The sequence below is a fragment of the Paenibacillus sp. FSL E2-8871 genome (assembly GCF_038000345.1).
Taxonomy (GTDB): Bacteria; Bacillota; Bacilli; order Paenibacillales; family Paenibacillaceae; genus Paenibacillus_AQ.
Genome location: NZ_JBBOBV010000001.1, coordinates 4,072,833 through 4,088,056 on the forward strand (window position 1 = coordinate 4,072,833; position 15,224 = coordinate 4,088,056).

Below are 15,224 nucleotides of genomic sequence, written 5' to 3' on the forward strand. Positions count from 1 at the left end.
TGTTGACAGGCTCCTCCAAAAAACAAAAAATTATTCAATTAAACAATATTAAATATATTATAACCGTAATATAAAAGACTGTAAACAAGATACGCCGATATTTTACCTTATGCAAATTTTAGTTAATAAAGAATCAGCTTCACTATTTTAGATAGAACACTTCACGTAAAGGCAACATTGGCACCTCATCATTGAAATCAAATGACCCTTCAACCATCTTTGAAGTAATGGCATTCCATCGGTTGCAGGCGTCACTTTTAGCAATGTAATCGAAAGCCGCTTCTGTATCCTCACATTCAAAGCAATAAAAAAATTGATTACCATTCTGAAAGATGGAGTAGTTAGAAATACCAGCCTTACTGTGCTCCTCCAAAACTTCTGGCCAAGGATTTAAATGCATCGCTACATACTCTTCCAGACATTCTTCCTTCACCCGCCATGTCCAAGCCAATTTATTGCTGCTCATCTGTTCATCCTCCTAGAAATGTCCTCTATTGTACATAATAAGAATCAAATACATTTGATACCTATTATTGTACCTGAAGGTAACAGCCCAAGCTATGAATATCTAGCCTTATGCTTTCTAAGCATTAATTCCAGCTTCACTTGGGCGGAGAATGGCAGAACCAATCGCCAGTAGCACAGCAGCCATAAGACCTAAGATGGCAAAGGGTAACCACAACTCATTCCAGCCCCCACCGGTTGCAGCGATGTCGACCGCTTGGATGGCCCATTTTTGCGGAACAAAGTTAGCCGCCTTCTGCATATAGTCCGGCATAATGGATAAAGGCCAAAAGCAGCCGCCAAGCATACAAGTCGGTGTGATAATAAGGGAATTCAGCATACCAGCATTATTAGGATTACGAATTAATCCTGCCACTGTACTCGCGATCCCCATAGACACCAGCATAAATGCCGCAAGAACAAGGAAATAGAGATAGATTGGAACTTCATAATCATAGTGCAGCACCCAGCGACCTAAGGCGAGCACTACGACGATCTGAATCAGTCCGACCATGAAGCTACCCAGAAAATTACCAATAGCAATCTCGTAAGAACGAACCGGAGCACTGAACATTCGCATCATCGTCCGGCCTTTCCGATCATCCATAATCAGAGACACAGAGCTCGTGACCAGGCTCATGAGAAACATTAGCGTTAAGCCCGTAACGACTCCCAATCCCTCCCGAGGATATAGATTATAATCAGTTCGAATGCTGCCAATACTGTGCTGTTCCGCTCTTTGCATAACCGTAGTAAACTGTGCGTCAACGTCCTTAGATCCGTTATTAACTGCCCCTATGATCGCGGCCGTACTCCTCATTTCATCAGCAATTGTGCTCGCTTTTAATTTAATCATAACGGAAGTTTCATTCGTCTTCAGCTCATACACACTAATTTGTGGTTCTTCTCCAGCAAGTAGTGCCGAAGTGAAGCCTGCTGGAATTAGAATCCCCGCTTCTCCATTCTGATCGACTACGCCTTCTCTTAAAGCAGTCTCGTCAGTCTTTTCTACAAATTTATATTCTCCGGAATTCTTTAGTTCAGTGAGCAAATGCTTACCTGCTGCCCCGTTATCCATATTCGAATACAGCACAACAGCTGGGTTCTCTCCCATCGTTCCAGTAACGGAAACAATACCTGCAAGTACAATACAAGGAAGCAGAATATAGATGAGCACCCCCTTCCTAGTACCAATGGTTCGTTTCACCATGTTCCAGGCAATCGTTAAGATTTTATCCATGATAACCCACCTTCCGGTACGAAATAGCCGCTGCACTGAACAACACTAGGCAGATCAGCGATAACACTCCCAAATTCGGCATGATTTGCGATACATCGGCATGTAACATCATTTTCAGAATAGCCTGCATTGCCCAATGATTAATCGTAAACGCCCCTATAGAGTTCACCCACGATTCTGGAAGTGGTGCCATTCCCCCGCTAATGAAGGTCATGCTTACAGTGAGTACCGTAACCACACTTCTTGCGCTTGCTCCAGTCTTGCTGAACATAGAAATAACGATAGATAAGGTCATTGAAGCCACTATCATCAGCAGGCAAAATAGGAGTAACAAGCCCGGGCGATTTCCCCAATTCACACCGAACAGCACATTCGTCAGAATAATAATCGCTGCGCACTGTACTATACTTACAACACCCACACCAAGCATTTTGCCAATAAACAGTTCTGAGCCTTTGACTGGCATTGAATTTATCCGGAAAAGGGTATGATTTTCTTTTTCATTAAAAAGAGAAGTACATACCGTCAAGCCGCTATACAGCAAAAACATCAGCATCATGGATACCGCATAGAACTGGGAAGAAGTATATGAATATCCTCCCTCGCTCAGTTCTCCAAGCTTTACGGAAGGCTCATTACTGGTGGAACTAGGTGCCATAACATTCAAAGCTTCTGGACCCAGTGTCATCGCCACAGACTGTTTATAATTAAGATTCCTCAGAAAATTATCGAAGACCGTCCCTGCCACCCTGTTATCTGTACTTTTTTGGCCCAGTATAAATTCCAGCTGTGCGGCTTCACCGCTCTGTACCTTACTATCAAAGCCTGGAGGAACAACAACCGCATAACCATATTTTCCTGTTCGCAGACCGCTTTCTGCCGCCTCTCGACTATCCACCATAACCGGAGTAATGATATCCTTAAGCTCTGTTGACTTCAAAAAGCTATCCATCATCGCCGAGCTCTCATAGCCCTCGCCAGAAAGATTAACAACAGCCACTCGCACAACATCAATAGTAGTGGAGCCTTTGTCACCAACGACACCGGAGAGCGAAGCACCTAAGAGAAAGATCAATAACAGGGGCAACAAAAACATATTTAATATCATAGAACGTGAGCTAAATAGTCTTCGCAGCTCATAGATCATAATCGTCCAAGTATTCATCAGAATAATCCCCCCTTTAATCTCTTAAGGTCCTTCCGGTCAAGCTTAGAAACAACGTCTCCAGATCAGGTTCTTCAATATTTAGCGAGCCGATAATCCCCTTATGCTTGGCAAAAATAAAAAGGATGTCCTGTAGCTCCCCTTGTGAAGAAGGCAGATACAGCTCGACTACTTCATCCTTTGCTTCTACGCGTCTAATTCTAGGGTGAAGCGTCAGCTCCTGAACAAGCTCCGGTGTGATATTAGCAGCTTTAATGACGATTTTTTCTTCCTTGGCAACGCGTTCTCGCAGTTCTTTTTCCGTGCCGCAAGCAATGATATGCCCTTTATCCATAATGGCTACTCGATCGCAAATGGCCGCAACCTCCTCCATATAGTGACTGGTATAAATAATCGTTGAACCGAGTCGATTGAGCTCCTTAACCGATTCAAGAATATGATTACGAGATTGCGGATCAATCCCCACCGTAGGTTCATCCATAATAATCAGCTTGGGACGATGCATAATAGCACAGGCAATATTCAGACGTCTTTTCATCCCTCCGGAAAAGGTTGAGGGTTTCTCTTTAGCACGATCGCTAAGGCCTGTGAACGCAAGAGCCTCATCTACCCGTTCCTTCAAGAGCTTGCCACGCAAACCATACAATCTTCCGAAAAAGGTAACGTTATCCGCCGCTGTCATCGTGTCGTATAAGGCTAATTCCTGTGGAACCAAACCAATTCTTTTCTTCACCTCAAGTGATTTCGAGGAAACGGGCAGACCGTCGATAACAATGTCTCCCCCGTCAATCTTAAGCAAGCCGCAGATCATACTGATCGTTGTACTTTTACCCGCTCCGTTCGGGCCTAGCAAGCCAAAGATTTCTCCTTCTTCTATCGTCATGTTCACATGATCTACTGTTAATTTACCTTCATATCGTTTCACCACATCGGTTAATACGGCGATTGCCATCTTTTCATCGCTCCTGTCTTTGCGCTTCTATATTTACAATTTTAGCTTAAAGGGATTAACCACGGAGGTACGAAAGGTCATCTTTTGAAGGTGACTTAAGTCATCTCCTGAAGAAGTAGGCGAATATGCTAAGATTAGAAGAAACTCTATAAAGGATGTCTTAGGTGTGACTAGAGAACTGACCCTATTGCGATACCTACTCATCATAATTCCTGCTTGTATTAGCATTTACATCTACCCATATGCCGACTATGGAATCTTCACGCTGCATATTCTGATGCTTCTATTCCTTGTGGTCATGGTGCCAAAGCTACCCCGTTCCTTTCATGCCTTAATAAGCATTGTGGAAATACTGTTCACTGCCTGGTTATGTTACCAGTACGGCAGCATAATGATTTTCCCGGCCATTTCAGCATTACTTTATTATTCTAGACTTCAGCCCCAAGCAGTACCTCTCGTGTTTACGGTTGTGCATCTGATTACCTTGAACATAGCGCTCTGGGATTCTCCAAAGCTTATAATCACATTCATCAATATTACTTTTCTGCTCATCGCCTATCTCAACGAATTGCTACAGAGGGCGGGTCGGGGCCGTGAGAACACCCTCAATCTTTACGATGAGCTGCGAAAAAAGCATTTCGAGCTGGATGAAGCCCGCAACCGACTGCTGGAGTTTAACGCCCAAATAGAAGATGCAGCCCAGTCCAAAGAACGGGTTCGTATCTCCCGCCAGCTCCATGATGATATCGGCCACCGCCTCATCCGCATTAAAATGATGATGGAAGCCGCGCTACTCACCTTACCCACCTCCCCTGAAAGCGGAATGCAGATGATGGAGCTCATTCGAGATCAATTGTCAGCCAGCATGGATGATATGCGCTCTGCAGTGAAGCGTATCAACTATACGCCACAATTAGAGGGAGCTTATGCGTTAGACCGTCTGCTAGAAGAGATCGGCCGCGATACGGGAATCGAGACCTCATACCAAGTGCACGGGATACCTTACCCGCTATATCCTAGTATTCAGGTGATCTTGTATAAGAACGCCCGAGAAGCCATAACCAATGCCCTACGTCACGGAAATGCAACTGCGATTTCGATTAAAGTCGACTTTAGTGATACTGGAGTTACGATGGAGGTCAGCAACAACGGGACGCTTCCCGAAGGCAATAAACTAACCAAACTGCCGGAAAGTGGAGGGGTCGGGATGAAAGGAATGTTCGAACGAACACATCTGATCGGCGGAACCTTGGAATGGCGGCAGGAGCCTCAATTCACCATTGTTACGCGGTTGCCCATTTATAAGCAGGGAGAGATTGTATAGGCAACGTAGGACTTGAAGCAAAAAAGAAATCTATATTATGAAGAAGGAGCTACGCTAATGATTAAGGTGATGATTGTAGATGACGATCCTTTTATTCGTCAAAGTCTACAAGTACTGATAGGGATGGACCCCGATATTGAAGTGATCGGAGCTGCCAGTGACGGAAATGAGGCCTTGAATTTGCTCCAAGCGGGAAATATGGCGGATGTGATTCTGATGGATATTCGGATGCCAGGCTGCGGTGGTGTTGAAGGGACAGAAAAAATTAAGCAGGCTTTTCCTCAGGTTTCGATACTGATGCTAACTACCTTCGATGACGATGAGTATATCATTGAGGCGCTGCGGAACGGAGCCAGTGGATATTTGCTCAAAAACATACCGCCTGACCGTATCATACAAGGTGTCAAAACAGTTAATGAAGGCAACATGCTGATTCACCCTGATATCGCGCGCAAACTAGCCACCTTTCTACAGCCCGCGGCCCGTCCAGAATCTCCACAGGTACAGCCACTGGAATCTTTCGGACTGACCAAAATGGAATTGGCCGTTGTCGCCTCCATCGCTCAGGGACATACCAACAAAGAAATCGCCGGACAGCTGTTTCTTAGCGAGGGTACGGTCAAAAATTACATAACGGATATTCTAAGTAAATTAGAGCTGCGAGATCGGACGCAAATTGCTATTTTCTATTTGAAGGGTGGGCGTGGATAGAAGTTCTACAAAAAAGCCCGGACTCTATTTCCAGAGTCCGGGCTTGACTTTAGTTATCCTTCCGCTGATTCCTTCTTGGCTTCAGTAGCTTTGTTCCGTTTGAGTCGGCCGTTCGGAAGATGCCGGCTGCGAGTACCTGTCTTCATCGCGATGATGCTGAAGATGCTGGAAGGCTTCGCCTCCGCAGTAACCGCTCCATCTGTCTCCGGTACCAGAATGATGCCGAGCTGATGATGGTCCCCGTCGTAGATCGGGCTCTGAAGGTATTTGCTCTCCCCTTCACGGTTCTGCACCTCCAGCTTGCAGAACGCTGGATTCATGCGCAGCGCCTCATGTAGCTGCGCGGCATCGGTCAACAGGACCCCGTTGACCTTCAGTAAAATCTCGCCGGGCAGAATGCCCAGCTCCTGTCCGGGACTGCCCGGCAGCACGGCCAGCACCTTGCGGCCGCGCGGTGGATGCACGAAGATGGGGCTGATGCTGCGCTCTTCCAGAGCGCTGTACCAGCTTAACCCTTCGTGCAGCACCATCGCTGCGAGCGCCGCGAGCAGGGTCAGCGGGCTCCACCAAGCGGCAAGCAGGCTTAAGCCGAGCAGGACGATGCTGTACATCAGCAGCCGTCCTGAAGTGCGGGCCGCCTTGCGCCCGGGCAGCATGCCCTGCGTCATCTCGCTGAAGCCGATGATGACGGGCAGAGAGACAATGCCAAGCCCGCCGCCCAGCAGCGGCTGCCATGGCAGATCCGTTCCTGCGCCCGAAGGGATCAGCAGGAACAACGGCAGCGGCCAGAAAGCCTGCAGCTGATAGCCGCCGACAACCATGCCGCGCTTGCCCTTCAAGAAAAGGGGCGTCGCAAGCTTCGCCCCTTGCCAGCGGGCCAGCAGTGCCTCTGCCATGTGCAATAGCGCAGCTAGAACTAGCAAAGCGGGAATATCCATCTCCCGTATGGCTGTCGTAATATTCCCGACCGTTCCGCTATGTAAGGCATCCGGAAAGAAAGACAGTACAAATTGAATCACGCCTAGCAGACCTATAGAATAAGCGAAGCACAAATACCGCACACGCAATAGCGACAACAGAATACTAACTACCCAAATGCAGGCCACAGCTGTACCTGATAAGGATACCCCTAACAATATGGCTGCAATAGAAACCACTAGTCCCATTACCAGCCCGCTCCACACCGTTCGCCACGTTTCTTGACCCCAGCTATGTAACTTCACATGAATTAGCTTACGCTCTAATGCCACCTGCCGACGGTAATACAACGCAATAAATATAATAGCAATATAGTAATATGGCTGGATCAATAAGTGTAAGAACGCAGTGCCCAAGCTTCCTAACCATTCCTGAATCACATTCAAACTGTTCGTCACACTCCTTCCTACTCTACAAAAAAACTTTCATGAACCCCTGTTCACATACCAGAATGAAATTGTTCATCCCTCTTATTCATTCATACCTTTCACTTTGGCTAGATCAGAGAAAGCCTGTAAAAGTGCAGCATTTTGAACAGATATCCTCTTCATTAAGCGCGAATACTGCAAATGTACAGGAATAACCTCACTTATAGCTCAAAAGCTCCTCATTGAGCAAGTATTGCTGCAGATTCGCAGGAATTATTGTTTCGGCCATTCTCGTACTATAAAAAAAATGTATTATTGCAGGTTTATTCGGCGGTTATCCTTACTAATTAGTCAACCATCATCAGCTTTGAGCTACACCGTGTGCGCTATACCCTTGAAAGATTAAATATATCTAGAAAAAAAGAAGGCTGAATTCAGCCTTCTTACTTTTTCGACGCTGCCGCCTTAATTTCCTTCTGAATCTCAGCAATCCCTCTATTCCGTTGGTTGTCGTTGGCAGGGTCTTGGATCACTTTGATCAGTGCCACCTCCAACGCCTCCGCAGTCTTGGCATCAATCATGCCTGTGACTTGAAGTTTCGCTTCACTCTGGAATTTCTTCACTGCATTCTTGGTGCCAGTATCGAAATAGCCATCTTTGCGACCAGGCTTGTAACCTAAGCCATCCAGCATCGTCTGTGCACTCTTCACATCACTGTTGTTCATGTTATATTGCAGCGTCACGCTTTTGTTAATCGGAGCCACTGAGAAGTAATCCGGCTGCGCTACCGCAATATCTGGTTTAATTCCTTTGCCGTGAATCCATGTGCCATCCGGTGTAAGCCATTTCGCAATGGTAACCTTCAGCAAGCTGCCGTCTCCAAGCTGTTTATCAAAGCTCGTCTGCACCGTGCCTTTACCAAATGAATTATCACCAATTAGCTTGGCTCCTGCGGACTGCTGCAAGGCTCCCGCCAATATTTCCGAGGCGCTCGCACTACCTTTATTCATTAGCACTACCACTGGATAAGCCTTACTTGATCCCTTGGAGGTACTAACTTCGCGTTTTTTATCTTTGTACTCAATTTGAACTATGTTTTTGCCAGCTGGAACGAACTCTTCAGCCATTTCAATCACAATCGGAAGGACACCACCTGGATCATTACGGACGTCAATGACCAGTCCCTTCATGCCTTGCTTCTCTAGCTTCCCAAGTTCTTCCTTGAATCGTTCTGCAGTATTTAGGGAGAACTGAGTGACCTCGATTACGCCTACACCGTCTTTTTCCATAGTTGAGTATACCGTCTCAAGCTTCACATCATCCCGAGTAAGAGCGAACTCCAGAGGCTCTACAGAACCGGAACGTTGTATTTTCAAAGTAGCCTTACTGCCTTTAGGACCGCGTATCTTCGCAACAGCAGCATTTAGATCCATGCCTTCTAGCGATTCTCCGTTAACGGACAAAATGACATCCTTAGCCTGAATTCCTGCTTTTTCAGCAGGTGAACCCTTGATTGGGGAGACCACGACTACCTTACCGTTATCCGAAGAGACTTCTGCACCGATACCTGAAAAGGAACCCTCAATGCTCTCTTCAAATTTCTCAGCAGTTTCTTTACCCATATAGTTGGAATAGGGATCGCCTAGCGCTTCCATCATACCGTTGACAGCACCATCTATCAGCTTCTCCCGATCTACCGTCTCGTAGTAATTGCTCTCAATCAAACTGAGCGCAGTCCCAAGCTTCTGGGATTCCTTCTGCTGTAGACCTGCAACCTGCAACGCAGAGGCTAATCCTTGTCCTGCAGCTTGTCCAAAGACATGAGTATAACCCGTCACGCCCAAGGTTACTAAACTACCGCATAGCAGGGCGGCGATAATCATAAACGCCGCGGTGCTTTTTTTTAACATGATGTTCCCACCGTCCCTTCTTGTCCATCTTGTAAACAACATCCTAAGTCCGTCCTGAAAGGTACGGTATCTCTTCCAGTATATGCCGTACAATCAAATAATATGAGTTATAAGTTCGTTAAAAATTAGAGATAAGGCATAGGATTTACAATCTTACCGTCAATCCGTACTTCGAAGTGAAGGTGGGGACCCGTTGAATTACCTGTGGAACCAGATTCAGCAACCACATCTCCGCGATTGACTTTATCCCCGGCACTAACTCTAAGACCGCCTTTACGTATATGTCCGTAGAGCGTCCAAACTCCGCCTCCATGATCAATAATTACACAATATCCGTAACCGCTCCACCATTCAGCCAAGATAACCGTTCCGGAATCCGCCGCATGAATATTGGTTCCTTGTGGAACCGCAAAATCGACGCCGGTGTGTACTTTCCCCTTCTCACCCGTGATTGGATGTGTCCGTGGTCCATAAGGGGATGAGATTCTTGCGGATCCTACAGGAAGTAGAAACGGCCCATCTCCACCTGAATATCCCGTATCACTAGAGCTAGAGCTAGAACTACTGCTTCCCTTACTAGCTGCAGCTGCAGCTGCAGCCTTCTTGGCAGCCGCCGCAGCTCTACGAGCCGCTTCCGCCTTAGCCGCTGCTGCTCTGCGAGCAGCTTCCTCCGCCTTAATCTTATCCTTTTGCGTTTCCAGCGCAGAGCGTTCGCTTGCCAGTTTGACTAGCTTTTCATTCTGCTCTTCACTTAAATCATCACTTTCTTGAATTTGCTTATCATAGAATGCGATAAGCTCCTGTTTCTCAGCTTCTTTCTCCTTCAGCAGACTTCTCTGTTGTTCCAAAGAAGTATACAGCTGCTTGGCTTGGGCATATTGCCCTTCAAGCTCTTGTTTCTTCTCTATCACCGTCTGCTTGTCCAACTTATGTTGAACTAACAGCTCCTGGTCCTGATCCACAATCATCTTAAGTGAATCCGCGCGATCTAGAAAATCAGCGAAGCTTGTCGAGGAGAGCAAAACATCCAAGTAAGAAACCGCTCCATCGGTATACATTAATCGAACACGGGATCCTAAGACTTCCTCTCTAGAGGCGACTCGTGCTTCTGCTTTATCCAATTCCGTTGCCGTAACATTCAGAGATTGTTCTGTATCGGAAATTTGGGTAGAGATTTCGGTCATTTTGCCCTTAACTTGATCCACTTGCTGTAAGACATACTGCAGATTGAGATTCGTCTTATTCTTATAATGCTGTGCTTCCTGCGTTTGGGACGCCGCTTTCTCCTGCTGCGCCTTAGCTTCCTGCACCTCTTTTTGCAGCTGCTTTAGCTGCTTATCGATTTCGGCAACACTTGTTTTTTTGGCATATCCATCAGAGGGCTGGAATATAGTGACAGCTAGTAACATTACGGCTAGTCCGGCAGCAATCTTCTTCAACTTGCACTCCCCATCCTTCACTTTTTAATATTAAACTTTCAAGAACCTACGAATAGAAACCGTACTTCCCCAGACGCCGATCAGCACGCCTAGTCCAACTAGTACACCGACGACCAGCATCCAAATATTATCGAACGGAATTAGCTGCAATTGGAGCATAGGATCTCCCTGTACGGTCGATTCCAAAGTGCTGTAACCCAAATACAAGACAACGGAGGTAATGAGCGATCCGATCAGACCGATCAATGCCCCTTCTATAAAGAAAGGCCAGCGAATAAAATAATTTGTCGCGCCTACGAGCTTCATAATGCCAATCTCCTTACGACGAGCAAGTATCGTAACCCGAATCGTATTAGAGATGAGGAACATAGACATGAGCCCCAGACCTGCTACAAAAATAAAACCAATGTTTCGTACAGCGCGTGTTATTTTGAACAAGGTTTCTATTGAGCCCTTGCCATATTTCACTTTGTAAATGGGCTGATCAGTATGTGTCTTGTTGAGTGCTTCAATCTTCTCAGCCACAAATGATACTGTAGTAGGTTCGACAACTTCTACCTTAAGCGTATCTGGGAGAGGGTTATTGTCTTCATCGAACCCTTCCAGAAGCTCAGCCGCGTCCTCACCCATATCTGCACGGAGATCTTTAAGTCCTTGATCCTTGGAGATGAACGTAATCTTGCTGACCTCCGGCATATTGCCAATTTCAGTCTGCAAAGTCTCACGCAACTTCTGATCTACATTTAGTGCCAAATGAACATTAATCTGTACCTGACTGTCTGCCTCATCCGCTACAGCATTCACATTAAGAACAAGAAGAATAAATACACCTAGGACAAAAAGAGAGACGACGATGGAAGTGATCGAAGCAATCGACATCCAGCCATTACGGAATACGCTTTTGAAGCCTTCCCGCAAGTGTCGCAAGAAGGTCTTAAAACTCATAGCCATATTCCCCTCTCGCCTGGTCTCTCACAATGTTTCCGTTCTCAATCGCAAGCACCCGCTTGCGCATTTTATTCACGATATCTCTATTATGGGTAGCCATTACAATTGTTGTTCCACGAAAATTAATTTCATCCAGCAGCTGCATAATGCCCCATGAAGTCTCAGGGTCCAAGTTACCTGTAGGCTCGTCCGCAATAATAACAGATGGGTTATTAACAATAGCCCGAGCAATTGCAATACGCTGCTGTTCTCCACCTGAGAGCTGTGAGGGCTCACGATTTGCTTTATTTTTGAGTCCAACCAGATCGAGAACTTCATTCACACGTTTCTTGATGACCTTCTTCGGTGCTTCAATAACTTCCATGGCAAAAGCAATATTCTCATACGCTGTCATCCTTGGTAATAACCGAAAGTCTTGAAACACAACGCCGATATTACGGCGCACATATGGGATTTTACGTTGTTTAAGCTTCCCTATGTTAAAGCCTCCCACAGAAATTTGACCTTTAGTTGGCACTTCTTCTCTATAAATCAATTTCATAAAAGTAGATTTACCCGCGCCGGATGGACCGACAACATACACAAATTCATTGCGGTCAATTTTTACTGAAACTCCTTGCAGTGCGTGAGTTCCGTTAGGGTACGTCTTCCATACATCTTGCATTTCAATCATTTTCTCACTTCCCAATTATGACATTTTCCACTTGTGTTAATCGACAGGGTACAGCTTAAGTTTCCATAAACTTCAATATTTCCGCAATGTATCTATTGTAACAAATCTGTAACCGATTGAGTACCCCGTAACTGCCCCACTATTCGAAAGTTTTGTAATGTCTGTACATATACATATAAAAAGCACCTACTGTGCCGCTTGCAGAAGCCATCCAGGAAGGAGATTATTCATGAAAAAAATCCATCTTACCCTCATAATAGTCATTGCACTCATTCTTATCGGCTCATTAATCTATGGGGGACTTCAACTATATGGCCATAAAAACACGCTCCCAAAAGGTACAACCCTTGCCGGATGGGAGGTGGGCGGGTTGAATATCCCAGAGGTACGTTCCGAACTGGAGAAAAAGCTACAGGCCCTTGAATCTATCCCCCTTGTGTTGCAGGTCGAAGGGAATTCTGAGCTTACCCTCAAGCTTAAACAAGCTGGAATGACCTATGAAGCCGCTGCTTTTGAGCAAGGTCTACAAGATCTTACGGAAGGGAGGCTATGGGATCGTGTAAAAGCCCGCTACAACTTCCCCCAGAATTGGAGTCTTGAAGCCCATCTGGATATTGCTCAATTACAGACCATCCTAAGTCCCGCTTGGGAGAGAGAATCCTTCGGTGATCCAGTAGATGCTACGCGGCGAATTACCGGGGATGATCGTGTAGTGTATACGTCCGAGAAGACTTCCCTTGAGGTAGACTGGACAGGAATGGTGACCTCACTATGGGCCGCTGCCCCCACTCGTTTTAGTCGACTACTCTCGCTGCAAGAGAAGGGAATTACTTTGGAAGTTCCATTAACCATATTACAACCGGACATCACTCTAAACGCTTTAAAGGAGCAAGGTATTGAGCGAAAAATCATGCAATTCAGCACCTCTCTCGGAGCAAGCGGACCTGGACGAATCTACAACGTCGAATCAGCAGCCAAAGCTGTGAACGGAACCGTGCTCCCACCTGGAGCCGTTTTTGACTATGGCAAAGCTATTGAAAAAGCAAAAATAGAATACGGCTTCCGCGAAGCACCAGTCATTGTGAACGGTAAGCTACAAGCCGGCGTCGGCGGCGGAATCTGCCAAGTTTCCAGTACGCTGTACAATGCCGCTTTGCGCACCGGACTGGAGATTGTGGAGCGCCGCAATCACTCCTTGCCGGTCAACTATCTACCCAAAGGCCAGGATGCCACCTTTGCTGAAGGCTATATCAACTTCCGTTTTCGCAATACGACTGGCAAATATCTAGTCATTAAAGCTGCTGTGCAAGGTCGATCACTATCGATCAAGCTCTTCGGTACTTTTCCGAAAAATGTTACATATAAGGTCCACTCACAAATCGTAGAGGTGCTGCCTCCAGTCGACAAGTACGTAAACGACCCTTCCCTCCCCCGTGGAGGCTCACGCGTTATACAAAATGGGAAAACCGGATATGTTGTTGAGACTTACAGCACCCGGATTGTTGACGGTAAATCCACTGAGGTAAAGAAATTATCCCGTGACGTGTATTACGCACAAAAACGGTTAATCGCCATCAATCGTGGAGGCGTAAGCAAATCTGTTATTCCAGAAGCACCTAGAAAGCAGTTGGTAGAGGATGGCGTTCGAAGTGAATAGATTACCTACAAAAATACGGTCAGACCTCGTGAGGTTCTGACCGTTTTTGCTTGTTCATCTATTTTACCTGTAGATGACCTTTCTCGCCTTTAAAATTTACGATTCGAGGGTACATTAGAAATAGATCTATAATCAGAAAGGATGAACACCATGTCAACAGCTCTTGTAAATGATCTCTCTAATATTGTCCGCAGTGCACCTGCTATTTTTGCCTCACGTACTTGCAGAGAAGCCCTTCGCGTAATGTTCCAGCACCCAGAATCCAAATGCATCGTCGTCTGTAACGCCACGAATGAACCGCTTGGATTGTTAATGTGCGACCGTTTCTTTTTAAAAGCCACAGGAAGATCAGGAGTAGATCTGTTCTACAAAGAACCTGCCATGAAGCTCATGAACAAAACGCCACTCATTTTTGATATCTCCACACCACTTGAATCCGTATTAGCTACTGCTATGAGCCGCCCAGATCCTATGAAGAATGACTGTGTCATCATTACCCGTAAAGGCAAATTCGCAGGTGTTGTTTATATCTCTGACCTGAAGCGCAGTTAGTTCATAGCCCCTACCATCATCTTCCTCTAATACCTTCCCCTTTCCTCAGAAAAGAATATCCGGTGACGTGTCAATTCTCCAGTATCCCTCCACTTTCTTCAGCTTCACATACACTGACTCACTGCTTTCCTGCGCACCTGGATAAGGAACGGTCAGTTCAAATTCAGCGGTGGTCGCAGTTTTAGAGAGCATGCGGGCGGTGGCTTTTTCATACATCAATAAATTGCCCACATCTGCATTAACCTGCGACATTCTTCCGTTATACTCCAAAAATTGAGTCTGCACATAATATGCCGCTGCATTGTGAGTGTAGGCTTTTTTTATGTAATTCATCAGCTTCGTCTTTGTGCCAATGTCACTGGAAAGATAACGGTACTCCTGCGCTTTATACGTGAAGGTTTCTATCGGGAAGATGTTTCCGCCTCGATTACTATAGAAATAAAGAGCTCTTGCATGGACTACCAGCGGTATGATACTTTTCACCGTCAAATTATTGATGGTAGCAGGGCCCTCTTTCCCAGGCGCAGACACAGCCACCTTCTTGATTGCCGTACTTCCTGCTGACGGCGAAGCTGCCATAGCTCCCCCACTTGCTGAGATAAGGCCTATGGAAAGGGCCAACGAACCAATCATCCACTTTTTGTTCATTCAGAATTCCTCCTTTGTTATCCAAGCTAAAACGCCTTCGGCGTCCTTAAAGGACGGTAAGCGTTTATGCGAGAAATATAAAGATAATGTAACGCGTGAAACTTATACTTTTTATATTTTGAAAAATACAGGCGATAGCCACTGTTCCAGCTTAT

Annotated in this window: 14 protein-coding genes; 4 read left to right on the forward strand and 10 right to left on the reverse strand. The window is 46.0% G+C overall.

Going from position 1 to position 15,224, the window contains the following annotated elements; translation table 11 throughout:
* Positions 1 to 142: 142 nt before the first annotated feature.
* The 4 genes from NYE25_RS18600 to NYE25_RS18615 form a co-directional block, all read right to left on the reverse strand.
* Positions 143 to 466: an L-rhamnose mutarotase gene (locus NYE25_RS18600; protein ID WP_042192298.1), complete on the reverse strand. Its 324-nt coding sequence runs from the start codon at positions 464 to 466 to the stop codon at positions 143 to 145.
* A gap of 117 nt (positions 467 to 583) precedes the next feature.
* Entirely contained in the window at positions 584 to 1,744 is a 1,161-nt protein-coding gene (locus tag NYE25_RS18605) for an ABC transporter permease (protein ID WP_076285708.1), read from the reverse strand.
* Positions 1,737 to 2,909, reverse strand: coding sequence for an ABC transporter permease (locus NYE25_RS18610; RefSeq protein ID WP_042192302.1), 1,173 nt, complete (start codon positions 2,907 to 2,909; stop codon positions 1,737 to 1,739). The genes NYE25_RS18605 and NYE25_RS18610 overlap by 8 nt, the downstream gene beginning before the upstream one ends.
* 16 nt (positions 2,910 to 2,925) lie before the next feature.
* Entirely contained in the window at positions 2,926 to 3,861 is a 936-nt protein-coding gene (locus NYE25_RS18615) for an ABC transporter ATP-binding protein (RefSeq protein WP_042192304.1), read from the reverse strand.
* Positions 3,862 to 4,027: 166 nt separating this feature from the next.
* Here NYE25_RS18615 and NYE25_RS18620 point away from each other — a divergent pair, with 166 nt between their 5' ends.
* Together NYE25_RS18620 and NYE25_RS18625 are read left to right on the forward strand one after the other, a co-directional pair.
* A complete protein-coding gene (locus NYE25_RS18620; RefSeq protein WP_042192307.1) occupies positions 4,028 to 5,185 on the forward strand; it encodes a sensor histidine kinase in 1,158 nt (385 codons plus the stop codon).
* A 57-nt stretch (positions 5,186 to 5,242) separates the two neighbouring features.
* Complete coding sequence (locus NYE25_RS18625) at positions 5,243 to 5,896, forward strand: response regulator transcription factor (protein ID WP_341059335.1); 654 nt, start codon at positions 5,243 to 5,245, stop codon at positions 5,894 to 5,896.
* 53 nt (positions 5,897 to 5,949) lie between these two features.
* Here the strand turns inward: NYE25_RS18625 and NYE25_RS18630 are convergent, their stop codons facing one another.
* The 5 genes from NYE25_RS18630 to ftsE form a co-directional block, all read right to left on the reverse strand.
* Complete coding sequence (locus tag NYE25_RS18630) at positions 5,950 to 7,260, reverse strand: PDZ domain-containing protein (RefSeq protein WP_341146554.1); 1,311 nt, start codon at positions 7,258 to 7,260, stop codon at positions 5,950 to 5,952.
* A 425-nt stretch (positions 7,261 to 7,685) separates the two neighbouring features.
* On the reverse strand, positions 7,686 to 9,152 hold the full coding sequence (locus tag NYE25_RS18635; protein WP_341146555.1) for a S41 family peptidase: 1,467 nt from the start codon (positions 9,150 to 9,152) through the stop codon (positions 7,686 to 7,688).
* Between the two features lie 125 nt (positions 9,153 to 9,277).
* On the reverse strand, positions 9,278 to 10,591 hold the full coding sequence (locus tag NYE25_RS18640; protein WP_339243708.1) for a murein hydrolase activator EnvC family protein: 1,314 nt from the start codon (positions 10,589 to 10,591) through the stop codon (positions 9,278 to 9,280).
* A 30-nt stretch (positions 10,592 to 10,621) separates the two neighbouring features.
* Entirely contained in the window at positions 10,622 to 11,536 is a 915-nt protein-coding gene (gene ftsX / locus NYE25_RS18645) for a permease-like cell division protein FtsX (protein WP_042192317.1), read from the reverse strand.
* A complete protein-coding gene (ftsE, locus tag NYE25_RS18650; RefSeq protein WP_042192319.1) occupies positions 11,526 to 12,212 on the reverse strand; it encodes a cell division ATP-binding protein FtsE in 687 nt (228 codons plus the stop codon). The genes ftsX and ftsE overlap by 11 nt, the downstream gene beginning before the upstream one ends.
* Before the next feature lie 229 nt (positions 12,213 to 12,441).
* Between ftsE and NYE25_RS18655 the strand changes: the two genes are divergently transcribed.
* The gene (locus tag NYE25_RS18655) at positions 12,442 to 13,869 is read left to right on the forward strand and encodes a VanW family protein (protein ID WP_341146556.1); all 1,428 of its coding nucleotides are present in this window, start codon (positions 12,442 to 12,444) and stop codon (positions 13,867 to 13,869) included.
* 150 nt (positions 13,870 to 14,019) lie between these two features.
* Positions 14,020 to 14,421: a CBS domain-containing protein gene (locus NYE25_RS18660; protein WP_076297875.1), complete on the forward strand. Its 402-nt coding sequence runs from the start codon at positions 14,020 to 14,022 to the stop codon at positions 14,419 to 14,421.
* A gap of 45 nt (positions 14,422 to 14,466) precedes the next feature.
* On the opposite strand, the gene NYE25_RS18665 is transcribed toward NYE25_RS18660, so the two are convergent.
* Positions 14,467 to 15,069, reverse strand: a complete 603-nt coding sequence (locus NYE25_RS18665) for a DL-endopeptidase inhibitor IseA family protein (RefSeq protein ID WP_076297876.1) — start codon at positions 15,067 to 15,069, stop codon at positions 14,467 to 14,469.
* Between the last annotated feature and the right edge of the window lie 155 nt (positions 15,070 to 15,224).

Bases quoted from the DNA above. Each gene is read 5' to 3' on its own strand.
- NYE25_RS18660 (WP_076297875.1), top strand. From the start codon at position 14,020: ATGTCAACAGCTCTTGTAAATGATCTCTCTAATATTGTCCGCAGTGCA.
- NYE25_RS18635 (WP_341146555.1), bottom strand. From the start codon at position 9,152: ATGTTAAAAAAAAGCACCGCGGCGTTTATGATTATCGCCGCCCTGCTA.
- NYE25_RS18610 (WP_042192302.1), bottom strand. From the start codon at position 2,909: ATGAATACTTGGACGATTATGATCTATGAGCTGCGAAGACTATTTAGC.
- NYE25_RS18625 (WP_341059335.1), top strand. From the start codon at position 5,243: ATGATTAAGGTGATGATTGTAGATGACGATCCTTTTATTCGTCAAAGT.
- ftsE (WP_042192319.1), bottom strand. From the start codon at position 12,212: ATGATTGAAATGCAAGATGTATGGAAGACGTACCCTAACGGAACTCAC.
- NYE25_RS18655 (WP_341146556.1), top strand. From the start codon at position 12,442: ATGAAAAAAATCCATCTTACCCTCATAATAGTCATTGCACTCATTCTT.
- ftsX (WP_042192317.1), bottom strand. From the start codon at position 11,536: ATGAGTTTTAAGACCTTCTTGCGACACTTGCGGGAAGGCTTCAAAAGC.
- NYE25_RS18665 (WP_076297876.1), bottom strand. From the start codon at position 15,069: ATGAACAAAAAGTGGATGATTGGTTCGTTGGCCCTTTCCATAGGCCTT.
- NYE25_RS18600 (WP_042192298.1), bottom strand. From the start codon at position 466: ATGAGCAGCAATAAATTGGCTTGGACATGGCGGGTGAAGGAAGAATGT.
- NYE25_RS18615 (WP_042192304.1), bottom strand. From the start codon at position 3,861: ATGGCAATCGCCGTATTAACCGATGTGGTGAAACGATATGAAGGTAAA.
- NYE25_RS18605 (WP_076285708.1), bottom strand. From the start codon at position 1,744: ATGGATAAAATCTTAACGATTGCCTGGAACATGGTGAAACGAACCATT.